This is a genomic window from Labrenzia sp. C1B70 (genome assembly GCF_000475395.1).
GTDB classification, from domain to species: domain Bacteria; phylum Pseudomonadota; class Alphaproteobacteria; order Rhizobiales; family Stappiaceae; genus Roseibium; species Roseibium algicola.
The window spans coordinates 89,159-109,691 of record NZ_AXCE01000009.1 but is presented as its reverse complement, the minus strand read 5'-3'; the positions used below and the strand labels follow the sequence as shown (position 1 = coordinate 109,691).

The window sequence follows — 20,533 nt, the reverse complement described above, 5'->3', positions numbered from 1 at the left end:
TCCGAAAAAACGGGTTGGGCACGCTAGAAATACAGGTGGACCTCCGCACGCTATCGCGCGGAGGTCCAAAACGACTGCCTTACATCGGGCAGGACTGATCGGCCATGTAGTCGTGAACTTCGATCTCGCCGGAGATGATCTTCTGGGTCGCTTCTTCGACCTTTGCTTTCATCTCGTCGTTGACGAGTTCGGCGTTGTTGTCGTCCAGCGCCCAGTCGACGCCACCTTCCTTGAGGCCAAGGACTTCGAAGCCGGAAGACCAGCTGTCGTTGGCCGCATCTTCGAACGCCTGGTAGACGGCAATGTCGACGCGCTTCAGCATGGAGGTCAGGACGGAACCCGGATGCAGGTTGTTCTGGTTGCTGTCGACGCCGATGCCGAGCTTGCCTGCATCAGCAGCAGCCTGCAGAACACCGATGCCGGTGCCGCCGGCAGCGTGATAGACAACGTCAGCGCCACGGTCGAACTGGGACTTGGCGAGTTCGCCACCCTTGACCGGATCGTTCCAGGCTGCACCGGTGGTGCCGGTCATGTTCTCGAAGACTTCCGCCTTCGGGTTTGCAGCCATCACGCCCTGCTTGTAACCACAGGAGAACTTGCGGATAAGCGGAATGTCCATGCCGCCGACAAAGCCGACCTTGCCGGTTTCGGACGCCATCGCAGCCAGCATGCCGACGATGTAGGAGCCTTCCTGCTCCTTGAACAGGATGGAGCGCACGTTCGGCAGGTCGACGACCATGTCAACGATCGCGAACTGCGTGTCCGGGAATTCCTTGGCAACCTTTTCCACGGCGTTTGCCTGGGAGAAGCCGATGGCGACGATCGGGTTCATGCCGCGCTTGGCAAAGTTGCGCAGGGCCTGCTCGCGCTGGCTGTCGTTCTGGATTTCGAAATCGCGGTATTCGACGCCGGTGTCTTCCTTGAACTTTTCAGCACCGTTGTATGCGCCTTCGTTGAACGACTTGTCGAAACGGCCGCCCAGATCGTAAAGCACTGCCGGCTTGATATCGGCTGCCAATGCGCCCACGGCGGTAAAGGCCAGGCCGGCAAGCGCGGTGCCGATGGTAAGAAGCTTTTTCACTTATATGTCCTCCGACATGCGGGGGCCTGCCTTTTGGCCGGCCCGTTTCCCCTCGTGACCCAGCCGCATCATGCGGACTGTGCCAGCTGCAATCCGGCCCGTGCCGTCAGAGCCCTCGCAAGGGTCTCGTCTGCCACAAGGTCGGTAATGACACCGGTACGCAGGGCCGCGAGCGTGGCATCCACCTTGCTCTCCCCACCTACCAGCGCAATCACGCGGCGCCCGCGCACTTCGTCGAAATGCAGACCCACGGCACAATCGCCGAGCGGATCCGGGGCCAATTTTCCCTCGATCGTCAGAAAGCGCCCCATCAAATCACAGACGGCGCCGCCCGACAGCAAATCTTCCTGTTCTTTTTTGGAAATCATGCCGCGCTGGACAAGATGGCCCTCGTTCTCGACCGAACCGATGCCGATGAGAAAGGCATCCGACTGGCGCGCGCGATCCATCAGGTCCTGCACGCTGCGCTGGGTCAGGAACATCGCCTTTTCGTCCTGGTTTTCGGCAAAATAGGGAACCGGCAGATAATAGCCGATGCCGCCTGTGCGCTCCTGCATCTTCTGGACGATGTCGTAGGGGTTGGCAGCAAGCGTGCGCGTCAGGGATCCGCAGATCGACATGATTTCGAGATCGGTTCTCGCCACTTTCGGCAACGCTTCGACGGCCGCGGTCAGCGTGCGGCCCATGCCAACGCCCAGACGCGTGACGTTTGACCCACCAAGCATCCCGGACAGGAACTGTGCCGCGGACACCGCGACGGCCCTGAGGGCGCTGTCGTCGTCGCCGCCACCAAGATCGGGAGCAATGATGCAGTTCGTCAGGCCGAAATGCTCCGTCAGCTCCTTTTCAAGCTGGAGGCATTCCATCGGGCGACCATCGACCTGGAATTTGACGAAACCGGCTTTCTGCGCATGAGCGATCAGGCGATGCACCTTGGCAGGCGAAACGCCGAGCTGCGAGGCGATTTCGCCCTGCGTACGGCCACCAACAAAGGACAGCCAGGCCGCCCGGATGGCCATATATGATGTCCAGTCGTCGTCGCGTGTCTGCATTCCGCGTCGAAACCTTCCCCTCCAGAGCCCTTGCGCACGCCTTCCGGCGGACAGGATACTCAACCACTCTCAAAACGCCCGGCTTGATGGAATTGCATCCCGCAAGATGAAACACCCGCCTGTCCAGCCATGCGAAGCGGTTGACCGCAACGGTCCGGCTATGCCCTGCTCTCTTCGGAGCTTTTGTTTTCCGGGGCCGCGAAGGCCGACCGAAAAATTCTTCACCAAGTGAGAATTTCTTCAGATCATGACCAGCCTTGCCTTTGCCGTCAACTAAAAAAACTGCCAATTTTCTGGCTGATTGCTGCATTTCTGAGCAGCAATCAGCGCCGAGTACCACTTCTGAACGGCGGCAAATTCTGCCCAAAGCCGCAGATTTTCAGAAATAACCCGGCAAAATTTGCCTAGCTGCACGGCAATAATTGCCGGTGGATTTGTCCCCCACTTTGAAAACCTGCGTCTTTCCGACCGAAAAACAGCTAATCGGAACGCGCATGTCAGGCGCTTCAGAAGTTGCTGAAACGTCGGCTGTTTTGGGTCTCAACCAGGTTCTCTCGCCCGAGTTTCTCACAGTTTCGCGCAAAAATGTGACCGACAAGGCGGATTGAAATAACTCAAGAAATACCCACCTTACCTATACGTAAAGCTTAACGCGTATCCACGGATGAAAAATTTGCCTAGCAAATCCGGAAGATATCCCGCGCCTGTGGATAGAACATGCACTCCGTGCACATTACTTTTGCCAGCCAAGGAATATTACGCTACGTTTGGCATGTAGCTTGCTAAGTAAATTTCCAAGCTCATCCAAGGCATTCAGCCAATGCCTTGTTAGGAATCACGAGAAACGGAAAGATAAGGAATTCAACGACAAAATAAACAGGGGAGACGTGGCCACCCAGCCGCAAGGCTGAAGTAAGGAGAAAAACCATGCGTCTCGACATAACCAAAACAGACTGTGCACTGACGGTTACAAGTTTACTGTCACTTATTTGTGCGGCACTTCTTTTCGCCGCCCCAGCCGCAGCCCGAGACTACCGTCCGGCTCTGATGGCTTCTTCACAATACAGCTATGATCCGGCCAACGAAGTGGACGTCGAACTTGTCCTGGCCGTCGACATCTCCCAATCCATGGATACAGAAGAACAGGAAGTGCAGCGCGCAGGCTATGTTGCCGCTCTCACCTCCAGGGAATTTCTTGACGCCATTCAGGTCGGTCCGATCGGCCGCGTTGCCGTGACCTACATGGAATGGGGCGGGGTTGATGAGCATTTCATCGTCGCCGACTGGACGGTGATCCAGGATGCAAGCTCGGCAGCACACTTCGCTTCCAAGATTGCCGAGGCCCCGCTTCGGCAGGTCCAGCGCACCTCCATCGCCTCGGCGCTCGAAAAGTCCGTCTTTCTGGTTCAAAACAACCAGTATGAAGGCCTGCGCCGCGTAATCGACATTTCCGGTGACGGCCCGAACAACCAGGGTGGCTCCGTAACTGCCATGCGTGATCGCATGGTTGCCTCTGGCGTGACCATCAACGGCTTGCCTCTGATGATGAAGTCGAACAAGAACACCTGGCAGGCGATGCTCAACCTCGACCACTATTACGAGGATTGTGTGATCGGCGGCCCGGGCTCCTTCGCCATCCCCGTTCGCAGTCAGGAAGGCTTTGCAGACGCGATCCGGATGAAGCTGGTGATGGAGATCGCCGGGCTGCATCTGCCGGAACCCGATCCCTACTTCCAGCGCGTTGCCGGCCGCGAACCGATCCGCTGCAATCTGTTCGACTGATCGCCACGTCTCCATTCTCCTTATTGCCTGCCGCGTTCCGGGCCGGGACGCGGCATTTTCTTTTGCTCCCTGCCAATGATCTGCCCACGGCGAACAGGTTCTGCGCCCGCCCGTTCATCTTCCTTTGCCTAAAGCGCTTTGAACGGCTAAACACTTCCCCGCCGCTGTCGCTTCCTGCCAGGGTGCCTTTTCGTCCGGTTCCCTCCGGGGACGAACTGGTCTCCCGGGACTTTGGTTTCGATCAGCTTTCGGCTATTCAATCGATCTGGATTGCATAGACCCCAGAGGACCGCTGATGCCTGCCACGCCCACTCTTGCGCTTGTCGCGCATGACGCCAAAAAAGACGCCATGGTCGAGTTCGCCAGACGGCACCAGGACAAACTCGCGGTTTTCGAACTTGTCAGCACAGGCACCACGGGCGGCCGCATTCTGGAAGCCTGTCCGGATCTCAAGGTCACAAGGCTGAAAAGCGGCCCGCTGGGCGGCGACCAGCAGATCGGCGCGATGATCGCCGAAGGCAAGCTCCAGGGCCTGTTCTTCTTCGTCGATCCGCTGTCGCCCATGCCGCATGATGTTGATGTGAAAGCCCTGATGCGCCTTGCAGTGGTCTATGACATGCCGATGGCGCTCAATCCGTCGACTGCGGATATCCTGCTGCGCTCCGCCCGCCTGCAGGGCCTCAAGACCACATCCGCGACACCTGAAGTTGGCTCCCTGTCCTCATGAGTTTTTCCAAGAACACCAAATCCTTTGCCTATCCGGTTCTGGTTGCCGATATCGGCGGCACCAACGCCCGTTTCGCTCTGGTTGACGACGCTGAGGCGCCCACCCGCATGTGCGGCAAGACGGCGACCGCGGATCATCCCGACATTTCTTCCGCGATCCGCGAAGTGGTGCTGCCGGAAACCGATCCGAAACCACGCACGGCAATCATCGCGGTTGCCGGTCCCGTCACCGGTGACAGGATCCCCCTCACCAACGCGGCCTGGGTGATCGAGCCGCTGAAGATGATCGCCGACCTCGGTCTGGACGAAGTCATCGTGCTCAACGATTTCGAAGCGCAGGCCCTGGCCTTGCCAGGATATAGCGGCAGCGATATCGAACAGGTCGGCTCCGGCACGATCCGCGAAGAGAGCGCCAAGTTCGTCCTCGGTCCGGGCACGGGCCTCGGCGCCGCTGCAATGATCTATGCCGCCCAGACCTGGGTTCCCGTTCCGGGCGAAGGTGGCCATGTGGAACTCGGGCCGGTAACCCCGGAAGACGTTGCCATCTGGCCGCATATCGAACTCGTCGGTGGACGGCTTGGCGCCGAACAGATCCTTAGCGGCACCGGCCTTCCCCGCCTTGCCCGCGGTGTTGCCGCCTATATGGGCGCGGACCGCGACCTCACAACGGCGGCAAGCATCACAACGGCCGCAGAGGAAAACGATCCGGTAGCGGTGAAGACGCTGGAGGTCTTTGCAAGGGCCCTTGGCCGTGTGGCCGGTGATTTTGCCCTCGCGGTTCTGGCACGGGGCGGCGTCTATCTGACTGGCGGTGTCACGTCGCGGATCACACGCTTCCTCACGGACGGCGGCTTCCGCGCCGCCTTTGAGGCCAAGGCGCCCCACGAGGCCCTGATGGCCAAGATACCGACCTTCATCGTCCGGCATCCCGATCCGGCCCTGGAAGGCCTTGCCTCCTTCGCACGCGCGCCGGAAGCCTTTGCCGTCGACATGCAAGGACGGCAATGGACCGCAGGCGCCGCATCGGGCGCGAGCTGACCCGGGCCCGTCATGTCCTCTGCCCCAGCCTTCGCGGCACCACTGCCGATCGACGGTGTCCTGCCGGAGCTTCTGGCAACGCTTGATACAGGGCTGAACGCGGTTCTTGTTGCCGAACCGGGCGCGGGCAAGACGACCCGCGTGCCGCTGGCTCTTTTGAACGCGACCTGGCGCGGCGACGGCAAGATCCTGGTGCTGGAACCGAGGCGTCTAGCTGCCCGTGCCGCTGCACGCCGGATGGCAGCCGAACTTGGCGAAAAGCCCGGCGAGACCGTCGGTTACCGTGTGCGCATGGAAACGAAAGTCAGCGCCCGTACCCGGATCGAGGTCATCACGGAAGGTGTATTCACCCGGCTGATCCTGGACGATCCGGAACTGACGGGCGTTGCCGCCATTCTCTTTGACGAATTTCACGAACGCTCGCTTGACGGCGACCTCGGGCTGGCGCTGGCGCTGGATGTGCAGGCTGCACTGCGCGACGACCTGCGTCTGCTGCCGATGTCCGCAACGCTCGATGCCGCCGGCATTTCACGCCTGCTTGGCGACGCGCCGGTCATCGAAAGCACGGGGCGCAGCTACCCGGTTGAAACGCGTTACCTGGGGCGAACACCCAACGAGCGCGTGGAGCCGCAGATGGTGAGGGCGATCCGGCAAGCCCTCGTGGAAGAAAGAGGTTCCATTCTGGTGTTTCTGCCAGGCCAGGGCGAAATCCGCCGCACCGCTGAGATGCTGGAGGGCAAGCTCCCGGCCGGCTGCCAGGTGGCACCACTTTACGGCGGACTGGACGCCAAAGCCCAGGACGCAGCCATCCGGCCGGCCGATGCCGGCATCCGCAAGATCGTGCTGGCCAGTGCCATCGCCCAGACTTCGCTGACCATCGAAGGCGTGCGCGTCGTCATCGATAGTGGTCAGGCGCGCGTGCCGAAGTATGAGCCGCAGACCGGGCTGACACGGCTGGAAACCGTCCGTGTCTCACGCGCTTCAGCCGACCAGCGCCGGGGCCGCGCTGGACGTACCGAGCCCGGTGTCTGCTACCGGCTCTGGGATGAAGCGCAGACAACGGCCCTGTCGCAAGCCGAGGCACCTGAAATGCTGGAAGCGGATCTGACCGGGCTGGTGCTGGACCTTGCGGCCTGGGGGACGCTCGATCCGCAGGCTCTCGCCTTTGCCGACCCGCCGCCAAAAGCTGCCTGGACTGAAGCCAGGACGCTGCTTCAGGATCTCCATGCACTGGACGGCCACGGACGTCTGACCAGCGACGGCAAGGCCCTGGCGAAGCTTCCGCTGCATCCGCGTCTGGCTCACATGGTGATCGAAGGTGTTGCCCGCGATCTCGGCTTTACCGCCGCGATGATCGCGCTGGTGCTGTCCGAACCGGGTCTTGGCGGCCGGGACCCGGACCTGCGTGCACGTTTGCAGTCCTTGCGTCACGACAAGAGCCAACGTGTAAAAGACGGCCGCCAACTTGCCGAGCGCTGGCTGAAGCAGGCAGGCGGCACAGGCAGGGAGATAGATCCGGAAAGCGCCGGACTTCTGCTCGCCCTTGCCTATCCTGACCGGGTGGCCCAGCAGCGCGGGCAGACAGGACGCTTCCGCCTTGCGAACGGCCGGGGCGCGGAGTTGGAGGCGGAACATGCCCTTTCCCGGCAAGCCTTCCTGACTGTTGCCGATATTCAGGGCAAGGCGGCAAGCGGGCGTATCCAGCTCTGCGCGCCAATTTCCAAATCCGATATCGAGGATCTGTTTGCTGCAGACATCGTCGAGCAGGATGAAGTCCAGTTGACAGGAGATGGTGCGCTGAAGGCGCGGCGTGTCACCCGCTACAAGGCGGTTGAACTGAAGTCCGTCCAGATCCAGTCAGCAGATCCGGCAGCTGTCGAACGGGCCCTGATTGCCGAGATCCGCCGGCGCGGCGTCTCCCGCCTGCCCTGGAGCAAGGATCAGGAACGCCTGAAGAAACGTGTCGCCTATGCCCTTGAGAACGGCGCGCAGGATCTGCCCGACCTTTCCGACGGCACATTGACGGAGACACTGGAATCCTGGCTGCAGCCCTACCTCGCCGGCTGCACGAGCCTGGGGGCAATCGACACCGCGCTTCTCGGCAATGCGCTTGCAGTGCTCCTGCCCTATGATGCGGCTGCACGGCTGGACAGCCTTGCCCCCTCGCACTTCACGGCCCCGACAGGCAGCAAGGTGCCCATCGACTATGGTGCGGCCGCAGGTCCGACGCTGTCCATTCGCGTGCAGGAACTCTTCGGCCTCAAGGAGCACCCAAGCGTCTGCGACGGCAGATTGCCGCTGATCCTGGAACTTCTTTCCCCTGCCCAGCGCCCGATCCAGATCACGAAGGATCTCCCCGGTTTCTGGCAAGGCTCCTGGGCGGATGTAAAGGCCGACATGAAAGGCCGCTACCCCAGGCACCCCTGGCCGGACGACCCGACCGCAGCCGAGGCAACGCGCAGGGCGAAGCCGCGGGGAAACTAGCTCCGCATTTCAGCCTCGCACGGCCTTCCCTTCAGGAGAGAAAACGGCATGAATCCCGTGGTCGAATATGGGAAGACACAGGAGGGACTGACGCTTCAGAAGTCCCCTGTCCCACACCTTGCCGCAGCCGAGTCCTCCTCCCCCTTGTGGGGAGGGGTTAGGGGTGGGGGTATGAAGCCACGGCCCTAGTTACCGCTTTGCGGTTCACCCCCATCCCTACCCCTTCCCCACAAGGGGGAAGGGAACCGGTCCGTATATGGGCGAAATCCAGGTTGCAAATCGGACTATGCTTAGCTCCGAGAAGGCCTTGCTCGTCAATCGTCCGAGGCTGCCACCAGGCTGGCATTGCCGCCGGCAGCCGCGGTGTTGATGGAGACCACCTGTTCCAGGGCAAACCGGGTCAGGTAGGCCGGGCCGCCGGCCTTGGGGCCGGTGCCGGACAGGCCGGAGCCGCCGAAGGGCTGGGTGCCGACAACCGCGCCGATGGTGTTGCGGTTGACATAGACATTGCCGACAGAGAGCCGGTCAACCACCTTCTTCACCGTTGCATCAATACGGCTGTGAACACCGAGTGTCAGACCGTAGCCGGTACCGGCAATCTGGTTCAGCACCTTGTCCAGGTCGCCTGCCTTGTAGCGGACCACATGCAGGACCGGACCGAAGACTTCCCGCGTCAGGGCCTCGGCCTTGTCCAGCTCGATGATGTGCGGGGCGACCCAGGAACCGTTGGCCAGCTTGCCGTGTGGCGTCTTGCCGGCGTAGCGCAGTTTCTGGCTCTCCTTCATGTCGTCGACATGGGAGAGAATGTTGTCGCGTGCTTCCTCATCAATCACCGGACCGATGTCTGTCGACGGCAGCCGCGGGTCGCCCAAACTGAGTTCTTTCGCTGCGCCTTCCAGCATGTCCAGCAGATGATCGGCGACGTCTTCCTGCACATAAAGCAAACGCAGTGCCGAGCAGCGCTGACCGGCGGAGCGGAAGGCGGACATCATAACGTCATCGCAGACCTGTTCCGGCAGGGCCGTCGCATCTACGATCATCGCGTTGATGCCGCCCGTTTCGGCAACGAGCGGAACGATTGGGCCGCGTTTTGCGGCCAGCGTGCCGTTGATCAGCCAGGCGGTTTCGGTCGATCCGGTAAAGGCCACCCCGGCAACAGCCGGATGGGACGTCAGCGCCGCACCGACATCGCCTTCTCCCGGGAGCAGGTAGAAGACATCTTCCGGGACACCGGCCTGATACATCAGCCTGGCTGTTTCATAAGCGATCAGCGGTGTCTGTTCCGCGGGCTTGGCGACGACGGCGTTGCCCGCCATCAAAGCTGCGCTGATCTGACCGAGGAAGATCGCCAGCGGGAAGTTCCAGGGAGAAATGCAGACGAAGACGCCGCGGCCACGATAGCGGTAGCGGTTTTCCTCGCCTGTCGGTCCGGGCATCAGCTTGCCTTCACCGAAAAGGTTTCTGGCTTCGGCCGCGTAGTAGCGGCAGAAGTCGACTGCCTCGCGGATTTCGGCAATGCCATCGGTCAGGCACTTGCCGGCTTCCAATGAGAGGATCGTCATCAGACGGTCCCGGTTGGCCTCCAGCAGATCGCCTACCTTGTCGATGGCAGCCGCCCGCTCTTCAACCGGTCTGCGCGACCATTTCTCGAACCCCTTCTGGGCATTTTCGACAGCAAGGCGGGCCGTTTCGCTGTCCGCGAAGCGCACCGTGCCGACCTTGGTCGAGCCGTCCATCGGGGCAAACACCGGATTGGCGTCGCCCGACGGTTTCAGCCCCGCTCCAAGCGGGGCGGCCTCGGTGAACGGTGCTGTGGTTTTCGCCATGCCGGACGTCAGCAGGTTGCGTTCTGCCGCACAGCCGAATTCCACGCCGTCGGAATTTTGCCGGCTATCGCCGTAAAGGTCCTTCGGCAGCGGGATCGACCGGTTGATGGAATGGTGGCCGCTATCCAGCAGTTCCTTCGGCCGCTTGAGCATCTTTTCAACCGGCACGGAGGCATCGCCCACGATGGTGACGAAGGAGGAGTTGGCACCGTTTTCCAGAAGGCGGCGGACGAGATAGGCCAAGAGGTCCTTGTGACCACCGACCGGGGCATAGATCCGGCACGGGAAGCCGTCGCGCTCGACAACGGATTTGTAAAGGCTTTCGCCCATGCCATGCAGGCGCTGGAACTCGTACCCTTCCGCCTTGCCACCGGAGAGTTCGATGATCTGGGCAACTGTCAGTGCGTTGTGGGTGGCGAACTGCGGGTAGAGCACATCCCGTGCCGCCAGCATCCGCTTGGCGCAGCACAGATAGGACAGATCCGTCGCCGCCTTGCGCGAGAACACCGGATAGCCTTCCGCGCCGCCTTCCTGAGCGTGCTTGATTTCCGTATCCCAATAGGCGCCCTTTACGAGACGCACCATCAGTTTGCGGTTGGTCTTGCGGGCTGCGTTGACAAGCCAGTCGATCACGTGAATTCCGCGCTTCTGATAGGCCTGAACCGCCAGTCCAAAGCCATCCCAGCCCTCGGTGACCGGATCGGTCAGCATGGCGGCGATGATATCCAGCGAGATCTCCAGCCGGTCGGCTTCTTCAGCGTCGACGGTGAAGTTCAGGTTGTGGTCCTTGGCCATCTGCGCCAGTTCGCGCAACTTCGGCAGGAGTTCGTCGCGCACACGTTCGCCGTTGACGGCCTGATAGCGCGGATGCAGCGCGGAAAGCTTCACCGAAATACCCGGACGGTCCGGCAGCTTCTTGTCACCGGCGGCCTTGCCGATGGCGGCAATCGCCTTGGCATAGGACTGGAAGTAACGCTCCGCATCCTTCTGGGTGCGCGCGCCCTCGCCCAGCATGTCGTAGGAATAGCGATAGCCCTTCGCTTCCTGGGTCCTGGCGCGTTCCAGAGCCTTCTGAATGGTTTCGCCAAGCACGAACTGATGACCGAGCAGGCGCATTGCCTTGCGGGTTGCCATACGCACGGTCGGCATGCCCATGCGCTTGACGAGGCTCGACAGGATCGACTGGGGCGTGTCGCCCGGATGCAGCAGACGTGAGGTGACGCCCAGCGCCCAAGAAGAGGCGGAGACAAGCCAGGTGTCGGATTTCGGGCCTGAGGGATCGTCAAAGCGGGCTGCCGCCAGCTTGTCTTCGATCAGCTTGTCCGCGGTCTTTGCGTCCGGAACGCGCAGCAGAGCTTCCGCCAGCACCATCATGGCCAGGCCTTCACGGGTGGTCAGACCGAATTCGCGCATGAAGTCTTCCACGCCACCGAGACCGACCTGGACCGAGCGCATGTCCTGAATATAACCGCGGGCACGCTGGTCGATCAGTTTCTCCACCACGGGGTCGGTGTTGGCTTCCTTCAGAAGCGCTTCGACAAGCGTCTTGTCATCGGGGGCGTACGCCGGGCGAAACGGCTCGAGTTCGGTCGAATTGATTGTCTTCATGGCTGCAACAGTTGCGGTCATGAGAGCCTCCCAAAGGGGCCCCGCGGGGCCAGGTCACTAGATGCCTCCAAAATATCTTGAATCGAAGTCCGCTTTTCGCTGTTTTTGAAGCCAATCTCCGTGTATTTCTCTGCAAATTTCTTTTTTCTAGGGAAATTCGCCATGCTTGATGCAACAGACCGGAGGATTCTGAAGGTTCTCCAACAGGACGGCCGCATTACCAATACGGACCTTGCCGAACGGGTGCATCTTTCGGCAACCGCGACCGCCGAACGCATGAAGCGGCTGGTGCGCGAAGGGTACATCGAGCACTTCTCCGCCAGCCTCAATCCGAAGATGGTGGACCGGGGCTTGCTGGTCTTCGTCGAAATCCGGCTTGACCGCACCTCACCGGAAATTTTCGACGCCTTCAAGATTGCCGTCGAACGCTCGACCGACATCATGGAATGTCACATGGTGGCAGGCGGCTTCGACTACCTCATGAAAAGCCGCGTCAAGGACATGGAAGCCTATCGGGCCTTCCTGTCTGATGTGGTTTTGGCGCTGCCGGGCGTGCGTGAAACACATACTTACGCCGTCATGGAAGAGATCAAGGACACCCATATCCTGCCGGTCTGATTTGCGCTGAAATCAAACGGGCACGAACACTCATCGTTCACAAAGCCTTGTCTTGACCGTGCCATGCGCCTTGCGCGAGGGAACGAGGAACGGACACGATCCGCAACAGGGGAAATTCTGATGAAACGCATGCTTGCCGCAACGCTTGGTCTTATCGGATCACTGATGGCACCGGTGGCTGCTTCTGCACAGGAAGCGGCCAATGATCCGGCGTGGCAGGCAGTGCTGGATGAGGCCAGAGGCGAGACCGTTTATTTCCACGCCTGGGGCGGCGAGCCGCGCATCAACGCCTATATCGCCTGGGCTGCCCGGGAAGTGGCAAATGAATTTGACGTTCGCGTCCTTCAGGTGAAGGTCAGTGACACCGCATCTGTGGTCTCACAGGTGCTTGCCGAAAAATCGGTTGGCAAGGTCTCTGGCGGCGCGGTCGATCTGGTCTGGATCAACGGCGAAAATTTCGCGGCCATGAAGGAACAGGGCCTGCTGGCAGCACCTGGATGGGCGCAGACGTTGCCGAACTGGGATTACGTCGACGTGGAAAACAAGCCGACTGTCGTCCAGGATTTCACCGTGCCTACGGATGGCCAGGAAAGCCCGTGGGGGATGGCCAAGCTCGTGTTCATGTATGACAGTGCCCGCCTGGACACCCCACCCGCGACACTCGATGCGCTGCTGAGCTACGCCAAGGCGAACCCGGGCCGATTTGCCTATCCGCAACCGCCCAATTTCTATGGCACGACCTTTCTGAAACAGGTTCTCGTCAGCACGGTTCCGGACAAGGCCGCTCTGACGAAACCGGTGGATGAAGCCCGCTTCGAAGAAATGACCGCACCGTTGTTTGCCTATCTGGACGCATTGAACGGTTCGCTCTGGCGCCAGGGCCGCGCTTTCCCGAAGGATGCAGCGCATATGCGCCAGCTGCTTGCCGACGGAGAACTGGATATTGCATTTTCCTTCAATCCGTCCGATGCCTCGAGCGCAATTGCCAACGGCGAACTGCCGCCCAGCGTGCGCACCTTCGTTCTGGATGGCGGCACCATCGGCAACACCCACTTCGTTGCAATTCCGTTCAACAGTTCCAGCCAGGCAGGCGCCAAGGTCTTCGCCAACTTCCTGTTGTCACCCGCGGCACAGGCCCGCAAGCAGGATCCCGGTATCTGGGGCGACCCGACGGTTCTGAACGTTGCCGGACTGCCTGAAACCGAAAAGGTTCTCTTCGATACGCTCGACCTTGGGCCTGCGACCTTGACGCCCGAACAGCTCGGCCCGGTCCTGCCGGAGCCGCATCCGAGCTGGGTCAGTGCGCTTGAAGAGGCCTGGACCACCCGCTACGGCGCCGAGTGAGCCGGAGTACGTGGCAACCCAACCGAAAGCCGTCCCGGCCATACCGATCATCCTTGTGTCGGTTCTTCTGGCCGGGCCGGTTCTTGCCGGCCTGGCGGGTACGATCCTGCCTGCCTTCGGTTACCTGCCCGCGCTGGGCCACAACAGCTTCTCCCTTGAACCTGTCCGGCACCTGTTCCAACAACCCGGTCTGCTGACTTCCGTTTGGCTCAGTATTGCCACCGGCCTGACGGCCTCGATCGTGTCGCTGGTGATCGTGCTCCTGTTCGTGGCGGGCTGGTCCGGAACGGCGGCGTTCCGGCGCCTGACCCGGTTTCTGTCGCCACTGCTTTCAGTGCCGCACGCGGCGGCGGCCATCGGTCTTGCTTTTCTGATTGCGCCATCGGGCTTTCTGGTTCGCCTCGTTTCGCCCTGGGCGACTGGCTGGACCAGGCCACCCGACGTTCTGATCCTCAACGATCCGTTCGGCATCGCCATGACGGTTGGTCTTGTCGCCAAGGAAGTGCCTTTTCTGTTCCTGATGACGCTCGCCGCGCTAAACCGCCCTCACGTTCAGGAGTATTTCAAGGCAGGTGCCAGCCTTGGCTATGGCCGTGTCGCAACCTTCTTCAAGATCGTTCTGCCGCAGATCTACCCGCTCATCCGCCTACCGGTGCTGGCAGTGGTCGCCTATGCCACATCCGTCGTTGATGTCGCCGCTATCCTTGGGCCGACGACACCGGCTCCCCTCGCCCCGCGTCTCGTCAGCTGGATGAACGACCCGGATCTGACCAAACGTCTGATGGCATCTGCCGGGGCGTTGCTGCAACTTGCCGTCAGCACGACTGCTCTTGCCACCTATCTGGCAGGCGAACGGCTGGTCGCCTCGGCCTCCAGGCGCCGTCTCGTCACCGGGCATCGTCACTTGCGCGAGCGTGCGGCAAGATATGGCGGACTTCTGGTGATGGTAATCATCATCGTGGCCATGATCCTCTCGCTGCTTCTGCTCGGGATCTGGTCTGCCGCCCGCTCGTGGTGGTTTCCCTCTGTTTTGCCGCAGGCCTGGAATGTCATGCAAATGACCGACACCCTCGGCATGAGCCTCGGGCTTCTCGGTACGACTGTCGCTCTGGCCTGTGCCTCCGCGTTTGTTGCAACAGCCCTGACACTTTGGGTTCTGGAAGCGCGCGATCACCGCAAGTCGACCTCTTCGCGCCGTCTCAAGACACTCGTCTTCCTGCCGCTGCTGCTGCCGCAGATCAGCTTTCTGTTCGGTCTGCAGCTGCTTTTCCTGTCAGCGGATTTCAGCGGCACATTCTCCGCTGTTTTGCTGGCCCACCTGGTTTTCGTCCTGCCCTACGCCTTCCTGGCCTTGAGCGATCCCTGGGCCCGGCTCGATCCGCGTTTTGCCAAGGCCGCAGCCTCCATCGGCGCGTCGCGTGCCCGCATCTTCTGGCAGATCCGTTTGCCATTGTTGCTGCGGCCAGTTCTGGTAACGCTTGCCGTGGCAGCCGCGGTTTCCGTCGGCCAGTATCTGCCGACCTTGATGATCGGTGCTGGACGGATCGCCACGGTCACGACCGAGAGCGTCGCTCTTGCCAGCGGAGGCAGCCGGCAGGCAACTGCGCTGTTGGCCCTGCTGCAACTTGGCATACCACTGGCCGGATTTACGCTGGCCGCACTGTTACCGGCGTTGCTTCATCGCAACCGGGCCGCCATGCGGCTGGAAAGGTGAGGCAAGCAATGCAGACCCCAAACGAGACATTGGGCCTCGTTCTTCAGGACGTCACCCTCCACCTGGACGGAGCGCCCCTGCTTGGGATCGACTGCCGGATAGAACCGGGAACAGTACTCACCGTGATGGGCGAAAGCGGCAGCGGCAAATCCAGCCTGCTCGACTTCATTGCCGGTTTCCTCCGGCCGGATTTCAAGGCGAGCGGCAAGGTGATGCTTGATGGCAAGGATCTGACACCTCTGCCTGCACAGGAGCGGCATATCGGCCTGATGTTCCAGACGCCGCTGTTGTTCCCGCATATGTCTGTGCTGCAGAACCTGATGTTCGCCATTCCCGCTGCAATCCGTAAAAGATCCCTCCGGCGGGACATGGCTCAACAGGCCCTCGCCGATGTCGGGCTTTCCGGCTTCGGCAACCGGGACCCTGCGACGCTGTCCGGCGGTCAGCAGACCCGCGTCGCCTTGATGCGAACGCTTCTTGCCGAGCCGCATGCGCTGCTGCTGGACGAACCTTTCTCAAGTCTCGACAAGGCCCGGCGAGCCGACATCCGGGCATTGGTCTTTGACGCGGCCAGACAAAAGGGCTTGCCCGTCCTGCTTGTCACGCACGACGAGGAAGACGCTGACGCAGCCGGTGGCAAGGTACATTTTCTTGATGAAAGCGGATCAGGCAACGGCTGCGCCTGAGAAGGGGTCACATAGGTGCAATTGTCGGCGAACAGGGCGTACGGCCAAAACGCGCGGAAGATCTGAGCCGCCTAAATAGTCTTCTGATGGCAGGCAGAAGATGTCTGCCGTTGCCGGGTTCGCTCCGACGACGGCAGACGGAAATCAGGTTTGTGAACCCTGGTGCTTATTCGGCGGTGTCCGCAGACTTGGCCTGCAGCAGGGAGTAGTTGTCGATGCCGATCCGTTCGATCAGTTCGAGCTGCGTTTCGAGGAAATCGATGTGGCTTTCCTCGTCGCTCAGAAGCTGTTCAAACAGCGCCATGGAAACATAGTCGCCGAGCTCGCGGCAGACTTCGCGGGCTTCGTGGTAAAGGGCCCGCGCGACGTATTCCGCTGCAAGGTCGCCTTCCAGGCATTCCTTGACCGACTGGCCGATCCGCAGCGGGTCCAGGGTCTGAAGATTGGGCAGACCTTCCAGGAAGATGATCCGGTCCATCAGATCCTGTGCATGCTGACGCTCTTCTTCAGCTTCCGCCAGTTCCTTGTCGGCCAGCTTGCCGAAGCCCCAGTCGGCCAGCAGTCGGGCATGGACCCAATACTGGTTCACTGCCGTCAACTCGTGCCGCAGGGCCTTGTTGAGATACTCGATTACGCGCGCTTCGCCCTTCATGACCCTCTCCCTGCGAGATCCCCCCGGGGTGCTCTGTCACTTGGACATGTGCCCGGATGTTGATCGAAATCCATGTTCCGGACCCAGCCTTTTCTCTGGCAGGGGCCGGTAAGTCCTAGCGGTTTGAAGCCTGCTTCAATTCTGCAGGCGACTCTTCCGACTGTGGTTGCTCTTCAGAACTTTTTTCGTGAATGATGTCAATGACCGACGGAAAACAGCTTCCGCAACGCGGCCTGCACCCCAGATGACGGAACACCGCTCCGGGCGTTGGCACCTTGCCATTCGGGTCTGCACGCATTTCTTCCGCGGCTTCGCGAAGTTGCTTGTCAGACAGTACGTTACAGGAGCAAATGATCATTGTAGGATCCGGCGCGCGTCCTCATATGCGAACATATTGGCATTGACGAATTCCAGCGCAATAACGAAACTCGACTGCAAGAGTCAACTTTTTCCACGACTTTTGCACGCCAGCAGGGAAATAACATGACCGGCCAGGGTATCCCCGACGAGCGTCCGACACTCGTGCTGACAGGCGCGAGCCGCGGCATCGGACATGCCACCGTCAAGCGGTTTTCCGCGGAAGGTTGGCGGGTGATCACCTGCTCCCGGCAGGCGTTTTCGGACAAGTGTCCCTGGCCGATGGGGCCTGAGGACCATATCCAGGTGGATCTTTCCGATCCGGAAAACCTCGGGTTTGCCACCCAGGAAATCCGCAAGCGTCTGGAGCCCAACGGTTCGCGCCTTCATGCGCTGGTCAACAATGCGGGGATCAGCCCCAAGGGCCCCGACGGAGAACGACTGGATTCGCTGACAACGGCCATGCACGAATGGCGAACCGTTTTTCAGGTCAACTTCTTTGCCCCCATCCTTCTTGGCCGGGGCCTTTTCAAAGAACTGAAGAATGCCAAGGGGTCGGTCGTCAACGTGACGTCGATCGCCGGCATGAAGGTGCATCCCTTCGCCGGCACCGCCTATTCCACCTCGAAGGCGGCCCTCGCATCGCTTACGCGGGAGATGGCGGCCGACTTCGGTCCGCACGGCATTCGCGTCAATGCAATCGCACCGGGCGAAATCGATACATCCATCCTGTCACCTGGCACCGAAAAGATGATCGAAGACATTCCGCTCCGCCGCCTTGGCCTGCCGAATGAAGTTGCCGACACGATCTATTACTTGTGCTCCGAGAAGTCTTCCTACGTCAGTGGAGCAGAAATTCACATCAACGGCGGCCAGCATGTATAAATCATTTATACAACCCGCCCCTCTTCTAGCTTGCCGATATATTTGCGGCACCTAAACCTGACTTTCATAATGGCGCATTTCTTCTTCAGCTAAATATTACCTGAAGCTAAAAATGCGTGATTTACCTAATGTTCATTGCGCTCCGCAATACTGACAGAACGACAATGCAGTTGTTCCGGCTGTGCGGGGATAAAATGAAACGAATATTGAAAGTTCTGACCGACTTGAAATTTGGCTTCAAGGTCGGCGGCGGTTTTCTGGCTGTCTTGCTGCTGACGGCAGTCGTAGGTGGCGTGGGATTTCTGGCCATCCATGGTCTGTCCGCGCGGTTCGTCGTTGCCGATCAGGCGGCCAAGGTTGCCGGACAGGTCCAGGCAACGTCCCTGCTTCGTGAAGACTATCTCAACAATCCTTCGGCAGACCTTCGCAATTCCGTGCTTGAAGGTGTGGCGACGCTGCAAGGCGAACTGGACCTCCTGACCAACGAGATTGCGGGCGACACCGCCTCTGAAGCTCAGGTTGCGGGGGCCAAGGACGCGGTCTCCAGTTTCTCGACCACTTTCGATCAGGTCGCCGAGCAGACGGTGCAGCAGGCCGAGCGTATCGCGACACTTCAGAAAAGCACCAATGATCTGGAAGCACTGGCGACCAACATCAGTGACGCCGTTCTGACGGAAGAAAAACGCATCAGCGCCGAAGCTTTCGCGGCGAACAGCCAGCTGGACGATGCCAACCAGCTTCAGAGAACCGTGTTCGAACTGAAAGACGAAGTCGTCAAGGTTCACATGCTTTACCTGAAGGGCAGCGGCAACATTGACGGTGAAGATCTTACCTCAGCCATCGACACCGCACGCAACCTCGTCTCTTCCACGAAGCAGATGAAGTACAAGCAGATCGACGGTATCGACCGCAAGACCGTGAGCAAGCTGGCCTCGCAGGCGAACAAGCTGAATGCAGCTCTGGAGAACCTCACCAAGGATCTCGGCTTTTCCGAAGCCTATGAAGCACGCCAGGCCGTCGGCAATGCAATCGACGGGATGAACGGCTTTACAGAAGAAATTCTCGGGCAAGTCCACCCGGTCGTTTCCAAGGCAAAGACCGACGCACTGACCGCCTCCACCCGCCTTGCAACGGTACGCTCCATTGCCGAGAAAGCCACCAGCCTGAATGAGATGGCGCTGGCCGCCCGCGCGGAAACACTCTACCTCTTCGGCGCCTTTGGTGTCAGCGACCAGTCGGCCGTGGAAGAACAGATCGCCAATCTGCAGGGCCTGGAAAAGGACATGGTCAAATACGCCATGATCCTTCCCTCCGCCGCAGACGCAATCAACGCGATCCCTGAATCCGTTGCAACGCTCGACAAGTCTTTCCGCGAGATGCTTGTCACCAAGGCAGATCTGGCTGCCAAACGAGTGGAACTTGACGACCTGACCCGCAAGGTCAGCGCCGACATCACGTCCATCTCCGCTGCACAGTCGCAGGCCGCCAATTCCGCCGCCACGGCTGCAAAGGTCCAGATTGCCGTCACGATCCTGCTCGCCATCCTGGGCGGCATCGGTCTTGCCTTTATTCTCAACCTGGCCATCACGCGTCCGATCCGCACGATCACCGGCGTCATGGACCGCCTGGCAAACGGCAACAATGAAGTTGTGATCCCGGGCATCGATCGTGGCGACGAGATCGGCGACATGAGCCGCACGGTGCAGGTGTTCCGCGACAACGCTGTAGAACGCGCTCAGCTGCAGGAGCAGAATGCCCGCGAGGAAGCCTCCCGCCAGGAACGCCAGGCCCGTATCGACAGTCTGATCCATTCTTTCCGCACCAAGGCGGAAGAAGCGCTCGGCTCCGTGGAAACCACCGCGGGCGGCCTCGACAACACCGCACAGGCCCTGACGGAAATCGCCCGGGACAGCGCCGGCTACGCCAGCGAAACCCAGGCATCGTCAAACGAGACCACCAACAACGTTCAGACCGTGGCAAGCGCCGCCGAAGAACTGGCGGCTTCGATCGGCGAGATCTCCCGCCAGGTTGCCCAGACGACAGAAATCGTCGATCGGGCCACCACCGGAACACGGATCACCAACCAGAAGGTCGAAGGACTGGCGGAAGCCGCCACAAAGATCGGCGAAGTGGTGACCCTCATCCAGGCGATTGCCGAACAGACAAACCTTCTGGCCCTCAACGCCACCATCGAAGCGGCACGCGCCGGTGAAGCCGGAAGAGGTTTCGCGGTTGTTGCTGCCGAGGTGAAGGAGCTGGCCACCCAGACCTCCAAGGCAACGGAGGAGATCTCCAGCCAGATCACCGAGATCCAGAACGCGACCAAGGAATCCGTCGTTGCCATTGGCGAGATCGCAGAGACCATGACCGAGGTGAACACCTACACCACGGCCATCGCATCGGCTGTCGAACAGCAGGGCGCCGCCACCGCGGAGATTTCGCAGAACGTGCAGCGCGCGGCGGAAGGAACCGGTGCCGTGTCCTCTTCCATGTCGCAGCTTTCGCAGGCCGTTGACCAGACCTCCTCGTCTGCGGACATGGTGCTGTCGGCTTCCGGAGAACTGACCCAGAAGACCCACGAACTGAAGCGTGAAGTCGAGCAGTTCCTCTCCGAGGTTGCCGCGGCCTGATCGCACACATCTGACCAAAGAGGGCGGGTGAGCTTCGGCTCCCCGCCCTT

The 20,533-nt window shown here is 60.6% G+C and carries 15 protein-coding genes; 10 read left to right on the top strand and 5 right to left on the bottom strand.

Going from position 1 to position 20,533, the window contains the following annotated elements; translation table 11 throughout:
- Positions 1-79 precede the first annotated feature (79 nt).
- Together Q666_RS45605 and Q666_RS45600 are read right to left on the bottom strand one after the other, a co-directional pair.
- Entirely contained in the window at positions 80-1,081 is a 1,002-nt protein-coding gene (locus Q666_RS45605; RefSeq protein WP_022999724.1) for a BMP family ABC transporter substrate-binding protein, read from the bottom strand.
- 68 nt (positions 1,082-1,149) lie between these two features.
- Positions 1,150-2,133 carry a sugar-binding transcriptional regulator gene (locus tag Q666_RS45600; protein WP_022999723.1) on the bottom strand — a complete coding sequence of 328 codons (984 nt, stop codon included), beginning with the start codon at positions 2,131-2,133 and terminating at the stop codon, positions 1,150-1,152.
- Between the two features lie 1,047 nt (positions 2,134-3,180).
- Here Q666_RS45600 and Q666_RS45595 point away from each other — a divergent pair.
- The 4 genes from Q666_RS45595 to hrpB all read left to right on the top strand — a co-directional run bounded on the left by Q666_RS45595 (position 3,181) and on the right by hrpB (position 8,163).
- The gene (locus Q666_RS45595; RefSeq protein WP_022999721.1) at positions 3,181-3,915 is read left to right on the top strand and encodes a DUF1194 domain-containing protein; all 735 of its coding nucleotides are present in this window, start codon (positions 3,181-3,183) and stop codon (positions 3,913-3,915) included.
- A 295-nt stretch (positions 3,916-4,210) separates the two neighbouring features.
- A complete protein-coding gene (locus Q666_RS45585; protein WP_022999719.1) occupies positions 4,211-4,642 on the top strand; it encodes a methylglyoxal synthase in 432 nt (143 codons plus the stop codon).
- On the top strand, positions 4,639-5,679 hold the full coding sequence (locus Q666_RS45580; RefSeq protein ID WP_022999718.1) for an ROK family protein: 1,041 nt from the start codon (positions 4,639-4,641) through the stop codon (positions 5,677-5,679). The genes Q666_RS45585 and Q666_RS45580 overlap by 4 nt, the downstream gene beginning before the upstream one ends.
- 12 nt (positions 5,680-5,691) lie before the next feature.
- Complete coding sequence (gene hrpB, locus Q666_RS45575) at positions 5,692-8,163, top strand: ATP-dependent helicase HrpB (protein ID WP_022999717.1); 2,472 nt, start codon at positions 5,692-5,694, stop codon at positions 8,161-8,163.
- Between the two features lie 314 nt (positions 8,164-8,477).
- On the opposite strand, the gene putA is transcribed toward hrpB, so the two are convergent.
- Positions 8,478-11,618 carry a bifunctional proline dehydrogenase/L-glutamate gamma-semialdehyde dehydrogenase PutA gene (putA, locus tag Q666_RS45570; RefSeq protein WP_022999716.1) on the bottom strand — a complete coding sequence of 1,047 codons (3,141 nt, stop codon included), beginning with the start codon at positions 11,616-11,618 and terminating at the stop codon, positions 8,478-8,480.
- 141 nt (positions 11,619-11,759) lie between these two features.
- Here putA and Q666_RS45565 point away from each other — a divergent pair, with 141 nt between their 5' ends.
- The 4 genes from Q666_RS45565 (at position 11,760) to Q666_RS45550 (ending at position 15,959) form a co-directional block, all read left to right on the top strand.
- A complete protein-coding gene (locus Q666_RS45565; protein WP_022999714.1) occupies positions 11,760-12,215 on the top strand; it encodes a winged helix-turn-helix transcriptional regulator in 456 nt (151 codons plus the stop codon).
- A 120-nt stretch (positions 12,216-12,335) separates the two neighbouring features.
- Positions 12,336-13,559 (top strand): ABC transporter substrate-binding protein, encoded by a 1,224-nt coding sequence (locus Q666_RS45560; protein WP_022999713.1) that lies wholly within the window; start codon positions 12,336-12,338, stop codon positions 13,557-13,559.
- 10 nt (positions 13,560-13,569) lie between these two features.
- Entirely contained in the window at positions 13,570-15,273 is a 1,704-nt protein-coding gene (locus tag Q666_RS45555) for an ABC transporter permease subunit (protein ID WP_022999712.1), read from the top strand.
- Positions 15,274-15,281: 8 nt separating this feature from the next.
- Positions 15,282-15,959, top strand: coding sequence for an ATP-binding cassette domain-containing protein (locus Q666_RS45550; protein WP_022999711.1), 678 nt, complete (start codon positions 15,282-15,284; stop codon positions 15,957-15,959).
- 166 nt (positions 15,960-16,125) lie between these two features.
- On the opposite strand, the gene bfr is transcribed toward Q666_RS45550, so the two are convergent.
- The gene (bfr, locus tag Q666_RS45545; protein ID WP_022999710.1) at positions 16,126-16,611 is read right to left on the bottom strand and encodes a bacterioferritin; all 486 of its coding nucleotides are present in this window, start codon (positions 16,609-16,611) and stop codon (positions 16,126-16,128) included.
- A 115-nt stretch (positions 16,612-16,726) separates the two neighbouring features.
- Positions 16,727-16,969 (bottom strand): (2Fe-2S)-binding protein, encoded by a 243-nt coding sequence (locus Q666_RS0133165; protein WP_022999709.1) that lies wholly within the window; start codon positions 16,967-16,969, stop codon positions 16,727-16,729.
- Positions 16,970-17,094: 125 nt separating this feature from the next.
- Between Q666_RS0133165 and Q666_RS45540 the strand changes: the two genes are divergently transcribed.
- Together Q666_RS45540 and Q666_RS45535 are read left to right on the top strand one after the other, a co-directional pair.
- Positions 17,095-17,853, top strand: coding sequence for an SDR family oxidoreductase (locus tag Q666_RS45540; RefSeq protein WP_022999708.1), 759 nt, complete (start codon positions 17,095-17,097; stop codon positions 17,851-17,853).
- A 194-nt stretch (positions 17,854-18,047) separates the two neighbouring features.
- A complete protein-coding gene (locus Q666_RS45535; RefSeq protein WP_208984398.1) occupies positions 18,048-20,483 on the top strand; it encodes a HAMP domain-containing methyl-accepting chemotaxis protein in 2,436 nt (811 codons plus the stop codon).
- Positions 20,484-20,533: the final 50 nt, after the last annotated feature.